At 67.8% G+C, this 13,823-nt stretch carries 13 protein-coding genes and 1 other annotated feature; of the genes, 8 read left to right on the top strand and 5 right to left on the bottom strand.

Translation table 11 applies throughout. From position 1 onward, the window contains the following. Nucleotides 1-68: 68 nt before the first annotated feature. The 5 genes from hslV (at nt 69) to MKK63_RS14095 (ending at nt 6,473) form a co-directional block, all read left to right on the top strand. Nucleotides 69-599 carry an ATP-dependent protease subunit HslV gene (gene hslV, locus MKK63_RS14115; RefSeq protein ID WP_243922869.1) on the top strand — a complete coding sequence of 177 codons (531 nt, stop codon included), beginning with the start codon at nt 69-71 and terminating at the stop codon, nt 597-599. Between the two features lie 141 nt (nt 600-740). Continuing rightward, on the top strand, nt 741-2,411 hold the full coding sequence (locus MKK63_RS14110; RefSeq protein WP_244002707.1) for a methyl-accepting chemotaxis protein: 1,671 nt from the start codon (nt 741-743) through the stop codon (nt 2,409-2,411). Between the two features lie 154 nt (nt 2,412-2,565). Further along, nucleotides 2,566-2,621: a sequence feature (sul1 is cis-regulatory element that is thought to sense ions involved in sulfur or methionine metabolism; They are found in Alphaproteobacteria), on the top strand. Between the two features lie 61 nt (nt 2,622-2,682). Continuing rightward, the gene (locus MKK63_RS14105; RefSeq protein WP_244002705.1) at nt 2,683-4,179 is read left to right on the top strand and encodes a SulP family inorganic anion transporter; all 1,497 of its coding nucleotides are present in this window, start codon (nt 2,683-2,685) and stop codon (nt 4,177-4,179) included. A 102-nt stretch (nt 4,180-4,281) separates the two neighbouring features. Continuing rightward, a complete protein-coding gene (gene hslU, locus MKK63_RS14100) occupies nt 4,282-5,595 on the top strand; it encodes an ATP-dependent protease ATPase subunit HslU (protein ID WP_244002703.1) in 1,314 nt (437 codons plus the stop codon). 62 nt (nt 5,596-5,657) lie between these two features. Next, on the top strand, nt 5,658-6,473 hold the full coding sequence (locus MKK63_RS14095; protein WP_244003196.1) for an EamA family transporter: 816 nt from the start codon (nt 5,658-5,660) through the stop codon (nt 6,471-6,473). Nucleotides 6,474-6,486: 13 nt separating this feature from the next. Here MKK63_RS14095 and MKK63_RS14090 read toward each other — a convergent pair whose 3' ends face one another. The 4 genes from MKK63_RS14090 to MKK63_RS14075 form a co-directional block, all read right to left on the bottom strand. Next, nucleotides 6,487-6,888: a PTS sugar transporter subunit IIA gene (locus MKK63_RS14090; protein WP_091714599.1), complete on the bottom strand. Its 402-nt coding sequence runs from the start codon at nt 6,886-6,888 to the stop codon at nt 6,487-6,489. Nucleotides 6,889-7,063: 175 nt separating this feature from the next. Then, the gene (locus MKK63_RS14085) at nt 7,064-7,507 is read right to left on the bottom strand and encodes an HPr kinase/phosphorylase (RefSeq protein WP_244002701.1); all 444 of its coding nucleotides are present in this window, start codon (nt 7,505-7,507) and stop codon (nt 7,064-7,066) included. Continuing rightward, nucleotides 7,504-9,258 (bottom strand): sensor histidine kinase, encoded by a 1,755-nt coding sequence (locus MKK63_RS14080; RefSeq protein ID WP_279574669.1) that lies wholly within the window; start codon nt 9,256-9,258, stop codon nt 7,504-7,506. Before MKK63_RS14080 ends, MKK63_RS14085 begins: the two co-directional genes overlap by 4 nt. A gap of 68 nt (nt 9,259-9,326) precedes the next feature. Further along, complete coding sequence (locus tag MKK63_RS14075; protein WP_244002697.1) at nt 9,327-10,037, bottom strand: response regulator transcription factor; 711 nt, start codon at nt 10,035-10,037, stop codon at nt 9,327-9,329. 289 nt (nt 10,038-10,326) lie between these two features. Between MKK63_RS14075 and MKK63_RS14070 the strand changes: the two genes are divergently transcribed. The 3 genes from MKK63_RS14070 to lepA all read left to right on the top strand — a co-directional run bounded on the left by MKK63_RS14070 (nt 10,327) and on the right by lepA (nt 13,395). After that, nucleotides 10,327-11,112, top strand: coding sequence for a HugZ family protein (locus MKK63_RS14070; protein ID WP_244002695.1), 786 nt, complete (start codon nt 10,327-10,329; stop codon nt 11,110-11,112). A 43-nt stretch (nt 11,113-11,155) separates the two neighbouring features. After that, a complete protein-coding gene (locus tag MKK63_RS14065) occupies nt 11,156-11,374 on the top strand; it encodes a hypothetical protein (RefSeq protein WP_244002693.1) in 219 nt (72 codons plus the stop codon). A gap of 218 nt (nt 11,375-11,592) precedes the next feature. After that, a complete protein-coding gene (lepA, locus tag MKK63_RS14060; RefSeq protein WP_244002691.1) occupies nt 11,593-13,395 on the top strand; it encodes a translation elongation factor 4 in 1,803 nt (600 codons plus the stop codon). Nucleotides 13,396-13,704: 309 nt separating this feature from the next. Here the strand turns inward: lepA and MKK63_RS14055 are convergent. Then, a partial coding sequence (locus tag MKK63_RS14055; RefSeq protein ID WP_409564516.1) for a c-type cytochrome occupies nt 13,705-13,823 on the bottom strand: 119 nt, incomplete at its 5' end.

Below are 13,823 nucleotides of genomic sequence, written 5' to 3'. Positions count from 1 at the left end.
ATCGAGATCGGAGCCGACCGTTGAGCCAGGACACATTCAGGTACGACGACCGGGGCGCGGTGCCCCAGATGCATGCCACCACCATCCTGATGGTCCGAAAGGGTGGCCGCGTGGTGCTGGGCGGCGATGGACAGGTCAGCCTCGGACAGACCATCGTCAAGGGCAATGCCCGGAAGGTCCGGCGTCTTGCCAAGGGCGCCGTGATCGGCGGCTTCGCGGGCGCCACGGCCGACGCCTTCACCCTGTTCGAGCGGCTCGAAGCCAAGCTCGAACAATATCCCGGACAGCTGACCCGCGCCTGCGTGGAGCTGACGAAGGATTGGCGAACGGACCGCTACCTGCGCCGGCTGGAAGCCATGATGCTGGTCGCCGACCGCGACGTCAGCCTGCTCCTGTCGGGATCGGGCGACGTGCTGGAACCCGAGAGCGGCGTGATGGCCATCGGCTCGGGCGGCAACTACGCGCTGGCGGCAGCGCGGGCCCTGGAGGATGGCGATCTCGACGCGGAGGCGATCGTGCGCCGCGCCATGGCGATCGCCGCCGAGATCTGCGTCTATACCAACGGCAATCTGGTCATGGAGGCGCTCGATGGCGCCTGACTTCTAGCCAGGTGAGATCCATCGTTGCGGGTGCGCAGCACGGTCGTGCGAATACAGATCCATCCGCCCACGGGCGGTTAACGGCCTCTTGAACTATCAACGATATTTTGCATTCAACCGAGCCTCTAGGGTTGGAGCACTATGAATATCGGCGGGAAACTTCTGGGCTTCGTGGGCGCGTGCAGCCTGACGACGCTGGTGGTCGTGGGCGTCGGCGTGGTGACGCTGCGAAGCTTTGAGACGTCCCTATCGAACGTCGAGAATGCCTCAATCCGTGCGCTCAACGCGGCGAACTTCAACCGGCTCGCCGCGGAGGTCACGATGGACTCCCGGGGCGTCTACGCCTCCGCCGACAGGGCCGAGGCGGCGAAATATGCCGCCGGCATCCGGAAGGGCCTGAGCGAGATGGATGCCCTCCGGACCGAGTGGGCTCCGCAACTGGCCGAGTCCGAGCGTCCGCTCTTCGAGGCCATGACCCGCAACTTCGAAGCCTACCGCACCCTCCGAAGCGCCCTGGCGGACGCCGGAGAGACGGCCGGCCCGCGCGCCGCCGCCGAGCTCGGCTTCAACGACTCCAACCGCGCCAATCGCAAAGCCTTCCAGGCCAGCATCGACGCCCTGGTCAGCCAGGGACGGGTCGAGATGGCGGCGATCCGGGGCGATACCCAGGCGCTGTTCCAGGTGCGGACGATCCTCCTTCTGGGCCTCGCGCTCCTCGGCACGTTGATCTGCGGCGCCCTGGGTCTGCTCGTCGGACAGCGGCAGATCGCCCGGCCGCTACGCGCGGTCTCGGACGCGATCGAGCGCCTGTCGCGGGGGGATCACGCGCTGCCGGCCGTAACGGTCCGCCGCGACGAGATCGGCGCGATCTGGACGAGCACGCGGATCCTCAGCGAGATGCTGCAGAAGGCGGAGGCGCAGCGCCAGGATCACCAGCGCTCGGACGCGGATTCGACGACGCGCAAGCGTAGCGAGATGACCGCCCTCGCCGATCAATTCCAGGGCAATATCGGTGGCCTCGTCCAACACCTCGCCGGTGCGGCCGCCGGGATGGAGCGGGCCGCCGCCACGATGGCCGGCAATGCCGAGCGGACAGGCAGCCAGTCGCAGGCCGTGACGCGCGCCGCCGAGACCACGTCGCACAACGTCGAGGCGGTGGCCGCCGCGACGGAGGAACTCGCTGCCACGGCGAGCGAGATCGGCGTTCAGGTTTCCCAGACCTCGAGCGCCGCCGAGAGCGCGGTCGAGGCGACCCGGCGCACACGGGCCAGCGTCCAGGCCCTGGCCCGAAGCGCCGATGGGATCGGGCGGGTCGTGTCGCTGATCTCGACCATCGCCGGGCAGACCAATCTGCTCGCGCTCAATGCCACGATCGAAGCAGCGCGCGCCGGAGAGGCCGGGCGGGGCTTCGCGGTGGTGGCGACCGAGGTGAAGGATCTGGCGACGCAGACCGCCAAGGCGACCGAGGAGATCGCCGGCCAGATCGCCGCCATGCGCACCGCGACGCACGAGGCGGTGGCGGCGATCGAGGAGATCGGCGGCACGATCGAGCAGGTCCACGGCATCGCCCTCGGCGTGGCCGCCGCGGTCGAGGAGCAGCAGGTCGCCACGCAGGAGATCGCGCGCAGCATCGCCGAAGCGGCGAGCGGCACCCGCTCGGTCACCGACACGATGGCCCTGGTGCTCGGCGCGGCAAACGAGACCGGCATCAGCGCGGCACAGGTGCTCGAGGCTGCCGCCGACATCGCCCGGCGTTCGAACGGGCTCGGCGGAGAGGTGGCGGGCTTCGTCACGCAGGTCCGGGCCGCCTAAGCAGGGTTCGCGAAAGCGGCCACCGGTTTTGCGATAAAAACCTGCAACCGGCCAAGAACCCAAGCAGCGTTGGCACGCCAACGCTGCTTCGGGGCGGTCCTGCACGGGGCGACGTTGCGTTGCAGCGCGAAGCGCCGTAGGGATACGGCATTCGCAAGGACCCGGTGAAAGCCCGGGTGGCTCTTCCGGCCGCCGATCCGCCGGACCACGCATCCGAGTCGCCAGTTTGTCCGCTCCAAGGCGCGGACGTGCGCCTTGTGCGGAACGTCCCATGCAATCCAGCTTGTCCGGACCCACTGGCCTTCGCGGCCGGTGGTTCTCCAATCTTCGCGGCGACACCCTTTCGGGCATCGTCGTCGCCCTCGCCCTCATCCCGGAAGCGATTGGCTTCTCGGTAATCGCCGGGGTCGATCCCAAGGTCGGCCTCTACGCTTCGGTGGTCATCGCCTGCACGATCGCGTTCGCGGGCGGACGCCCTGCGATGATCTCGGCCGCCACTGCCGCCACCGCCGTCGTCATGGTCGAGCTCGTGCGCGAGCACGGGGTTCAGTACCTCTTCGCCGCGACCATCCTGATGGGGCTCATCCAGATCCTGGCCGGCGTGCTGAAGCTCGGCCGGCTGATGCGGTTCGTCTCGCAATCGGTGATGACCGGCTTCGTCAACGCCTTGGCGATCCTGATCTTTTTAGCGCAGCTGCCCGAACTCACCGGCGTGACCCCGGCGACCTACGGGCTGATCGCACTGGGACTCGCGATCATCTACGGCGTCCCGCGGATCACCCGGGCCGTGCCGTCGCCCCTGGTTGCGATCGCCGTGCTGACCGTCGTCACGGCTGTGTTCCACCTCGACGTGCGCACCGTCGCGCACCTCGGTGCCCTACCGTCGTCGCTGCCGAGCTTCGCGCTGCCGGACGTGCCCCTGAACTGGGAGACGCTGCGCATCATCCTGCCCTACGCGGCGACGCTTGCCGCCGTCGGCCTTCTGGAGAGTCTGCTGACCGCGCAGATCGTCGACGACATGACCGACACCGGCAGCGACAAGAATCGCGAATGCATGGGTCAGGGCGTCGCCAACATGGCGTCGGCCGTGTTCGGCGGCATGGGTGGCTGCGCGATGATCGGCCAGTCGGTGATCAACGTTTCCTCGGGGGCGCGGGGCCGGCTGTCGACCCTCGTGGCCGGAGCCTTCCTGCTCCTGCTGTTGGTGGCGCTTCAGGATCTGCTCGCCGTCGTGCCGGTGGCGGCGCTCACCGCCGTGATGATCATGGTCTCGCTCAACACCTTCTCGTGGCGCTCGCTGGCGCAGTTGCGCGCCAACCCCCTGCCCTCGTCGGCGGTGATGCTTGCGACGGTCCTCGTCGTGGTTGCCACCAAGGATCTCGCCATCGGCGTCCTGGTCGGTGTGCTCCTGTCGGGGGTGTTCTTCGCCGGGAAGGTTTCGCGCCTCAGCCAGGTTACGTCCGCGTTGTCGCCCGACGGGAAAACCCGCACCTACCGGGTCACCGGGCAGATCTTCTTCGCCTCCGCCGGCACCTTCGCGGAGGCGATCGATGTCCTCGAACCGGTCGAGCGCCTCGTCATCGACGTGACGGGCGCGCATTTCTGGGACATCTCGGCCGTGGCTACCCTCGACCGCGTGGTGCTCAAGGCCCGTGCGCGAGGGCGCGTGGTCGAGGTCGTGGGGCTGAACGCAGCCAGTGCGACGCTGGTCGAGCGATTCGGAACGCACGACAAGGACGATGCGGCGCCCTCGCTCGGGACGCACTAAGGCGGCACTACGACCCCGCGCAGCCCCTTGCGCGGGGGCGCGCGGGACCCCATTCCCGACCGTGGGCCGCGGGATGCGGCCGGCAACAGGGATGGCACAGCGGTGACGACGTTCTCTCCGCGCGAGATCGTGTCCGAACTCGATCGCTTCATCGTCGGGCAGCATGACGCCAAACGCGCCGTGGCCATTGCGCTGCGCAACCGCTGGCGCCGCCAGCAGCTCACCGGGCCGCTCCGCGAGGAGGTCGCGCCCAAGAACATCCTGATGATTGGCCCAACCGGCTGCGGCAAGACCGAGATCGCCCGGCGCCTCGCCCGCCTTGCCAACGCGCCCTTCCTGAAGATCGAAGCCACGAAGTTCACCGAGGTCGGCTATGTCGGCCGCGATGTCGAACAGATCGTGCGCGACCTCGTGGAGGTGGCGATCGGCCTGACCCGGCAGACCAAGCGCGACGGCGTGCGGGCCAAGGCCGAGGCGGCTGCCGAGAACCGGATCCTCGATGCCCTGGTCGGTCCCACGGCCAGTGCGGCCACCCGTGACAGCTTCCGCCGCAAGCTGCGCGACAGTGAGCTCGACGACAAGGAAGTGGAGCTGGAACTGGCCTCGGGCCCGCCTGCGGGCATGCCCATGTTCGAGATTCCCGGCATGCCCGGCGCGTCGATGGGGGCGATCAACATCGGCGACATGCTGGGCAAGGCGCTCGGCGGCCAGCGCGGCAAGCCGCGGCGGATCCTCGTGCGTGACGCCTTCGCGCCGCTAATGGCCGAGGAATCCGACAAGCTGGTCGACGATGAGGCGCTGGTCCGCGAAGCGATCCGTGAGGTGGAGAACAACGGCATCGTCTTCCTCGACGAGATCGACAAGATCTGCGCCCGCGAAGGCCGCTCCTCCGGCGACGTCTCCCGCGAGGGGGTGCAGCGCGACCTGCTGCCGCTGATCGAGGGCACCACGGTGGCGACCAAGCACGGGCCGGTGAAGACCGACCACATCCTGTTCATCGCCTCTGGGGCCTTCCACGTCTCGAAGCCGGCCGATCTCCTGCCGGAATTGCAGGGCCGTCTCCCGATCCGGGTCGAGCTGCAACCGCTGACGGTGGACGACTTCCGCCAGATCCTGACCTCCACGGAGGCGAGCTTGCTGAAGCAGACCGTGGCGCTGATGGAGACCGAGGGTGTGACCCTGACCTTCACGGACGATGCCGTGGACGCTCTGGCCAAGGTCGCCGTGGAGGTGAATTCCTCGGTGGAGAATATCGGCGCCCGGCGGCTCCAGACGGTGCTGGAACGGGTGATCGACGAGATCTCCTTCACGGCCACTGACAGGTCGGGCGAGACCGTGCCGATCGACGCCGCCTATGTACGGTCCCGCGTTGCGGATCTGGCAGCCAATGCGGATCTGAGCCGGTTCATCTTGTGAGCGTGGTCGGACGGGCGCGCCCGTCCCCCGTCATCCTCTCAATCGCCGCCCTCGTGACCGGCATGGTCTCGCTCCAATGCGGCGCCACCTTCGCCAAGAGCCTGTTCCCGGTGCTCGGCGCGGCCGGTACGTCGTCCCTGCGGGTCGGCTTCTCGGCGCTGATTCTCGTCGCGATCTGGCGACCGTGGCGTCGCAGCCTGCCGCTCCGTGGGGCCGGATGGATCGCCCTGTACGGCGCGGCGCTGGGGGCGATGAACCTGCTGTTCTACCTGGCTCTGGCCCGTCTACCGCTCGGACCGGCGGTGGCGATCGAGTTCGCCGGACCGCTTTCGGTCGCGCTTATTGCCTCGCGCCGCAGGTCGGATTTCCTGTGGATCGGCCTCGCCGTCCTCGGGCTGATGCTGCTTCTTCCGATCGCCACGACGGACGGCCTCGATCCGGTTGGCGTCGTCCTCGATCTCGGCGCTGCCGCGGCCTGGGCGCTCTACATCCTGTTCGGGCAGCGCGCGGGCCGAATCGATGGCGGTCAGGCGGTCTCGCTGGGCATGCTGACGGCCGCCCTCGTGGTCGCGCCCTTCGGCGTGGTTGAAGCCGGGTCCGCATTACTGGCGCCGGGCGTGCTGCTGGCCGGCCTCGTCTTGGCGCTGATGTCGAGCGCCCTGCCCTATTCCCTTGAGATGGTCGCCCTGCGCCGCCTCGACCGGAAGAGTTTCGGCGTGTTGATGAGCCTGGAGCCGGCGGTCGCAGCCTGCGCCGGGCTGATGCTGCTGGGCGAGCGAATTACGCCCATGCAGTGGCTCGCAATCGGCCTCGTCATCGCCGCCTCGATCGGGATTACCGCAGGCTCGCGGCGGCCGATGCGCGAAGTCGCGATTTAGGAAGCCTAAGGGTCTATTTCCCGGCGAGCACGCGGGAGGCGACGTTGATGTATTTGCGCCCCGCCTCCTGGGCGTGGAGCACGGCATCGCCGAGATTCTCCTCGTCGCGGACGCTGGCGAGCTTGATCAGCATCGGCAGGTTGATGCCCGCCACCACCTCGACCGACCCGCCATTCATGCAGGACAGCGCAAGGTTGGAGGGAGTCCCGCCGAACATGTCGGTGAGCACCACGACCCCCTCGCCGGTATTCACGCGGCAGACCGCGGACATGATGTCCCGCCGCCGCAATTCCATATCGTCCTCCGGCCCGATCGTGATCGTTTCGATCTGATCCTGGGGGCCGACCACGTGCTCCAGAGCGGCCTTGAATTCGGTCGCCAGCAGCCCGTGAGTGACGAGCACCATGCCAATCATCGACACGTGTTCCAACGTCCTGTGTGTGCCGCCATGTTGTGCATCGCACATCCCCCCACAAGGCGAACGCGACTTTTTTGCCCGGACAACCCTGCGATCATGGCACGGCTGCTGCGCGTGCGCCATGGGGCAGCACCACCGCTGCGCGACTCGGGCGACGTGTGCGGCTGCGAAGTCACGGGCATCGCTTTCGCAGCGCCGCACGAATGAGGAGCGGCGCCAAGCCGGCGGCGCGGACACCACGATCGAGGACGAGGCGGGGGAGCGGAATGCCCAGAAGGCCCTCGGAACCGGCCGGCTCCGGCAGGCGCGGCACAGTGGCGACGAGATCGACGATGAGATCGAGTACCGTCTCGGGACTGGCCGAGACGCCGAGGTCACCCACCGAAAGGATCCCCTGTCCCCGCACCTCGACGCGACCGGAGAGCGCCGGATGCGGGCGGGCGATGACACGGCCGCGGACGACTACGCAGACGACCCGATCATCGGCTACGAAGGCACCGTCTTCGGCCGCTGCAAGCAGCAGGGCCAGGCTCGATTTCCCGGCGCCGGCCGCGCCCCGGATCAGAATGCCGGCGCCGCCGAGCGCGCAGCAGGCGCCGTGGAGCGTCGTCGTCACGCGTGGAGCTGGCGAGCCGCGGCCGGCAGACGGACGATGAAGCGGGCGCCGCGCACGGTGGGTTCACCGTCCTCGTCGGGCGCGCCGGGGCGGTTCTCGGCGCGGATCGTGCCGCGATGGGCCTGCACGATCTGGCGCGAGATCGACAGGCCGAGCCCGGAATTCTGGCCGAACCCCTGTTCGGGGCGGTCGGTGTAGAAGCGCTCGAAGATGCGCTCCAGGGCATGCTCGGGGATGCCCGGCCCCTCATCCTCGCAGACCAGCTCGATCTCGCTCCGAACCCGGCGCAGCACGACGCGGACCTTCGCGTCGCTGGGCGAGAACGAGCGGGCATTGTCGAGCAGGTTGTTGACGACTTGGCCGAGCCGGCTGTCGTGGCCGATGATCGTGAACGGCGCCTCGTTGTCGAACGCGGTCGCCTCCACGTCGAGCTGGATCAGGCAATCCTTCGGCCGCCGGCGCTCGTTGGCCACCGACACGACGGTGCTGAGCAGGCGCCGGAGATCCACGCGCCGGGCCTCCGCCCGGGCGAGTTCGGCATCGAGGCGCGAGGCGTCGGCGATGTCGCTGATCAGGCGATCGAGGCGCTTCACGTCGTGCTGGATGATCGCCATCAGGCGCCCACGCGAATCGTCGTTCCGGGCGAGCGGCAGGGTCTCGACGGCGCTGCGCAGCGAGGTCAGCGGGTTCTTCAATTCGTGGCTGACATCCGCGGCAAAACTCTCGATGGCGTCGATCCGTCGGTAGAGCGCCTGAGTCATGTCGCGGAGCGCCCCGGAGAGATGGCCGATCTCGTCGGTCCGCTCGGTGAAGTCCGGAATCTCCTCGCGGGTCTTGATGCCCATCCGCACCTTCTCGGCCGCCTCGGCGAGGCGGCGCACCGGGCCCGCGATGGCCCCGGCCAACAGGAACGACAGCACCACCATCACGGCCGAGGCGACCAGGAACACCTGCAGCAGGCCGAAGCGCTCCGAGGCGATCACCCGGTCGATGGCGTCGCCCTGCGTCGAGATCAGCAGCGCGCCGCGGACCGATCCGGCCCGGTGGATCGGTACGGCCACCGACACCGTGGTCTCGCCCTCCTTGTTGCGGCGCACCAGGCTGCCGCGATTTCCGCCCAACGCCGCCTGGACCTCCCGGAGCGAATGCCCGTTTTGCGGGCCCGTCTCCTCCGTAGGCTCGGCCCGGCTGCGGAACAGGCCGCTCAGCTTGGTCTGGACCGTCTGGAAAGCTGATTCGAGCATTCCAGGCTTGTGCAGCCGGGGCTCGAGCGAGTCCGTCCGGCCGGCATCACCGCGCTTGAACAGGGTCCGTGTGTCGAACAAGAGGCCACCCTCCTGATCGTAGACCCGCGCCCGATTGCCGGTCGGCGTGACGAGGCGCGAGAGAAGCGGCGCCACCTTCTCGGGATTAAGCGAGAAGGCCAGCGGCTGAGACTCCTCCTCGGCGGCCTCGCCGGCCTGCTGCTGGAGCAGCTTGTCGGGGTCGATTCGGATCGTGTCGGTATCCACCGACGCGGAGGCCGCGATGGCACCCGCGATGATCTCGCCCTGGATGGCGAGGCTCTGGATCCGCGCCTGGATCAGGCCCTGGCGGAACTGGTTGAGGTACAGGAACCCGACCAGCAGCGCGATCAGCCCGACGAGGTTGAGCACGACGATGCGGCGCGTCAGGCTCGACGAGGCGCGCTGGCCGATCGCGTCCCAGAGGGCACGGGGCCAGGTCAGCGGGCGGGAGAGGGCTTTTGCCAGGGAGGTGCGGGGTTCGCCCTCCTCGGTCTCGGTTTGTGTACGAGCGGACACGCGACGGATCCTGAAGATCACGCCTCCTTGAACCGGTAGCCGACGCCGTAGAGCGTCTCGATCATGTCGAAGCTCTGATCGGTCACCTTGAACTTCTTGCGCAGGCGCTTGATGTGACTGTCGATCGTCCGGTCATCGACATAGACCTGATCGTCGTAAGCCGCGTCCATGAGGGCGTTGCGGCTCTTCACGACGCCGGGGCGCTGCGCGAGGGCCTGGAGAATCAGGAACTCCGTGACCGTCAGGGTCACCGCCTCGCCCTTCCACGTGCAGGTGTGGCGCTCGGGATCCATCATCAGCAGGCCGCGCTCGAGCGAGCGGGCCGCAACCTCCTCGGCCCCGCGCGGCGTTGCGCCGGGGGCCTCCTTGGCGAAGCGGCGGAGCACCGCCTTCACGCGCTCCACCAGCAGGCGCTGCGAGAACGGCTTATGGATAAAGTCGTCCGCGCCCATCTTGAGGCCGAACAGCTCGTCGATCTCCTCGTCCTTCGACGTCAGGAAGATCACGGGAAGGTCTGATTTCTGCCGCAGGCGTCGGAGAAGCTCCATCCCGTCCATGCGCGGCATCTTGATGTCGAAGATCGCCAGATCCGGTGGGGAATGGCGCAGGCCGTCGAGCGCGGAGGCACCGTCCGTATAGGTCTGGATGCGGTAGCCTTCGGTCTCGAGCGCGATCGAGACCGAGGTGAGAATGTTCCGGTCGTCGTCGACGAGGGCGATGGTCGGCATGCGCGATCCCTGACTGAACGGGTTCGGGCGCGGTCCTGGCTTTACGCGCAGGCCGCGCCGTGTCCCGGCCCCCGAGGGGCAGACAAGAGCGCGAACCGGGCGATTTCAGCGTAGCCCGGCGCACGCGAAGGGACAGGTGCTTTAGTACGCCCGATCGGAAAAAGCGAGCGGCGGTCATAGCTTGGCCGTAACGGCCGATCTGACGCGGGCCGAACGCCTCGCGCGGCGGCCCCCGCCCCGCTAACGTATCGGGCGTGTGCGGCGGCAATTCGCGTGGGGGAGGAACGGCATGGGCCAGACCGGTGGAAATGCACCCGGACCGCGGGGACCGGCCCGGCCACTGCCGGCCGACGAGGCGCCCTTCGACGCGATCGGGCTCGCCCGGAGCCTCCTGCGCGGCATCCGCTCCGGGGCTCTGGCGACCTTGGATCCGGACGGCACGCCCTTCGCCTCCCTCGTGACCATCGCCACCGATGTCGACGGCATGCCGCTGATGCTGCTGTCGCGGCTCTCGGCCCATACCCGCAACCTGCTCACGAATCCGCGCTGCTCGCTGTTGTTTGCGCAGACCGGCAAGGGCGATCCCCTCGCGCATCCCCGGCTCACCGTGGTCGGACGCGCCCAGCAGACCGGCGAGATACGGGCCCGGGAGCGGTTCCTTGCCCGCCACCCCAAGGCGAAGCTCTATGCCGACTTTCCCGATTTCGGCTTCTTCGCCCTCGATCCGGAGGCCGGCCACCTCAACGGCGGCTTCGCCAAGGCCGCGACGCTGACCCGCGATCAGTTGCTCCTCGACCTCTCCGGAGCCGAGGCCGTGGTGGCGGGCGAGCGCGGGGCGGTCGAGCACATGAACGCCGACCATGCGGACGCGCTCGCCCTCTACGCTGCCGGCAGCGGCGCCGAGGATGGGCTGACCTGGCGGCTGACTGGCCTCGATCCCGAGGGAATGGACCTGATGGCGGGCGACCGCACCGCCCGGGTGGTCTATCCCGAGCGCATCGGCGACATGGGGGCGCTGCGCAAGAGCCTCGTCGCCATGGCCGCGCGGGCGCGCACGACTGTTTCGGAGGCCTGAGGGCGCGCGGACTTCACGCGAGGGCATGGCGAAACGTCGCTGAATGCCCCATATCGGGGCCATGAGCGAGACCCAGACAGATACCTACCCCTTCAGCCTCGACGTGGAACCTGTCGGCGAGAGCGGCTCCATGTACCAGTGGAGCATCCGCAAGCACGGCAAGCTGCACCAGCGCTCCGACCGGAAGCACCCGACCGAGGCCAAGGCGCGCTCCCACGGCGAGGCCGAGATCGAGCGCCTGATCCGCGACCGCGGCCGCTGAGGCATTCGCGGCGGCGCGGGTAATTCTTCGACAGCTTGGGCGGGGGCCGGATTGCGTCGGCCCCTGCCCTTCCGCTTGTCCGGCGACAGGATGGCACGCCGGCTGCGGCTGCGCTTGGCGCCTTCCTGTAGCGCTGCTATCTCGCGCGGGAGCCGCTCCATCCGAACACGCCCCGACATCAGACGGTGTGCGTCTCAGCGCGCCCGAACGGAATGCCGATGACAGCCCCGATCGAATTCATTCGCAACTTCTCGATCGTCGCGCATATCGATCACGGCAAATCGACATTGGCGGACCGGCTGATCCAGGCCACCGGCACCGTCGCGCTGCGCGACATGAGCGAGCAGATGCTCGACTCGATGGATATCGAGAAAGAGCGCGGCATCACCATCAAGGCGCAGACCGTACGCCTGGAATACAAGGCGCAGGACGGCCAGACTTACGTCCTGAACCTCATGGACACGCCCGGCCACGTCGACTTTGCCTACGAGGTGTCGCGCTCACTCGCCGCCTGCGAGGGCTCGCTGCTGGTGGTGGATGCGTCCCAGGGCGTCGAGGCGCAGACGCTGGCCAACGTCTATCAGGCGCTCGACGCCAATCACGAGATCGTGCCCGTCCTCAACAAGGTCGATCTGCCGGCCGCCGAGCCCGAGCGGGTCAAGGAGCAGATCGAGGAGGTGATCGGCCTCGATGCCTCGAACGCCGTGCCGATCTCGGCCAAGACCGGCCTCAACATCGAGGCGGTGCTGGAGGCGATCGTCACCCGCCTGCCGGCGCCGAAGGGCAACCGGGACGCGCCGCTCAAGGTGCTGCTCGTGGACAGCTGGTACGACGCCTATCTCGGCGTCGTCGTTCTGGTGCGGATCATCGACGGCACGCTCAAGAAGGGCATGACCATCCGCATGATGGGGGCCGACGCCGTCTACGGCGTCGACCGGATCGGCGTGTTCCGGCCCAAGATGGCCGATATCGACGCGCTGGGCCCGGGCGAGGTCGGCTTCTTCACCGGCTCGATCAAGGAGGTCGCCGACACCCGCGTCGGCGATACCATCACCGAGGACAAGCGCCAGACCACCGAGATGCTGCCGGGCTTCAAGGAAGTCCAGGCGGTGGTGTTCTGCGGCCTGTTCCCGGTGGATGCGGCCGAGTTCGAGAACCTGCGCTCGGCCATGGGCCGTCTACGGCTCAACGACGCCTCGTTCTCGTACGAGATGGAAAGCTCGGCGGCCCTGGGCTTCGGCTTCCGCTGCGGCTTCCTCGGGCTGCTGCACCTGGAAATCATCCAGGAGCGGCTGGAGCGCGAGTTCAACCTCGACCTGATCTCCACGGCGCCCTCGGTGGTCTACCGACTGCAGATGCGCGACGGCGAGACCAAGGAATTGCATAATCCGGCCGACATGCCGGACATCATGAAGATCGAGACGATCCAGGAGCCCTGGATCCGCGCCACGATCCTGACGCCGGACGAGTATCTCGGCGGCGTGCTGAAGCTCTGCCAGGACCGCCGCGGCGTCCAGATGGACCTCAACTACGTCGGCAAGCGCGCCATGGTGGTCTATGATCTGCCGCTGAACGAGGTGGTGTTCGATTTCTACGACCGATTGAAGTCGATCTCGAAGGGCTACGCCTCGTTCGACTACCACGTCTCGGATTACCGCGAGGGCGACCTCGTGAAGATGTCGATCCTGGTCAATGCCGAGCCGGTGGATGCCCTCTCGATGCTGGTCCACCGCACCCGCGCAGAGTCCCGCGGCCGGGCCATGTGCGAGAAGCTGAAGGACCTGATCCCCCGCCACCTGTTCCAGATCCCGGTCCAGGCGGCGATCGGCGGCAAGATCATCGCCCGCGAGACGATCAAGGCCCTGTCCAAGGACGTGACCGCCAAGTGCTATGGTGGCGACATCTCGCGCAAGCGCAAGCTGTTGGACAAGCAGAAGGAAGGTAAGAAGAAGATGCGCCAGTTCGGGCGCGTCGAGATCCCGCAGGAGGCGTTCATTGCCGCGCTGAAGATGGACGATTGATACGGTTTCCGGTTGATGGCTTCGGCCCCGCCGTCTTTGCGAGCGGAGCGAAGCAATCCAGCAGCGCCACGCTCGCAGACGTCGCGCTGCCCTGGGTCACTTCACTTCGCTCGTGATGATGGCAGAGACGCATCAACTGAAGCTTTCAAACGGAAACCTTATGAGGCGGGACATCTCCCTCTCCCCCTCTGAGGGCTAGCGGCTTCACACATCGCATTCGGGATCACCGTCCGGTTGCCAGGTTGGGCGGACCAGACATCCCGCGCGCCCGCCCTCCCCCCATCTGCGGGGGAGGGAGAGGCGCGCGCACTACCCCGGCGGCAGCACGTCGACTTGAATCCCCGCATAATACGCCGCCAGATTGGCGATATCGGTGTCCGACAGCTCCTTCGCGACCACGTTCATGATCTCGTTCTGCCGCTTGCCGT

The organism is Methylobacterium sp. J-088 (genome assembly GCF_022829295.1).
GTDB lineage: Bacteria > Pseudomonadota > Alphaproteobacteria > Rhizobiales > Beijerinckiaceae > Methylobacterium.
The sequence above is the reverse complement of the archived record's forward strand: the minus strand, read 5'-3'. Positions and strand labels throughout refer to the sequence as shown.

Excerpts from the sequence above, each read along its gene's own strand:
- hslV (WP_243922869.1), top strand. The coding sequence starts at position 69 with ATGCATGCCACCACCATCCTGATGGTCCGAAAGGGTGGCCGCGTGGTG.
- MKK63_RS14110 (WP_244002707.1), top strand. The coding sequence starts at position 741 with ATGAATATCGGCGGGAAACTTCTGGGCTTCGTGGGCGCGTGCAGCCTG.
- MKK63_RS14105 (WP_244002705.1), top strand. The coding sequence starts at position 2,683 with ATGCAATCCAGCTTGTCCGGACCCACTGGCCTTCGCGGCCGGTGGTTC.
- MKK63_RS14095 (WP_244003196.1), top strand. The coding sequence starts at position 5,658 with ATGGTCTCGCTCCAATGCGGCGCCACCTTCGCCAAGAGCCTGTTCCCG.
- MKK63_RS14090 (WP_091714599.1), bottom strand. The coding sequence starts at position 6,888 with ATGATTGGCATGGTGCTCGTCACTCACGGGCTGCTGGCGACCGAATTC.
- MKK63_RS14075 (WP_244002697.1), bottom strand. The coding sequence starts at position 10,037 with ATGCCGACCATCGCCCTCGTCGACGACGACCGGAACATTCTCACCTCG.
- MKK63_RS14070 (WP_244002695.1), top strand. The coding sequence starts at position 10,327 with ATGGGCCAGACCGGTGGAAATGCACCCGGACCGCGGGGACCGGCCCGG.
- MKK63_RS14065 (WP_244002693.1), top strand. The coding sequence starts at position 11,156 with ATGCCCCATATCGGGGCCATGAGCGAGACCCAGACAGATACCTACCCC.
- lepA (WP_244002691.1), top strand. The coding sequence starts at position 11,593 with ATGACAGCCCCGATCGAATTCATTCGCAACTTCTCGATCGTCGCGCAT.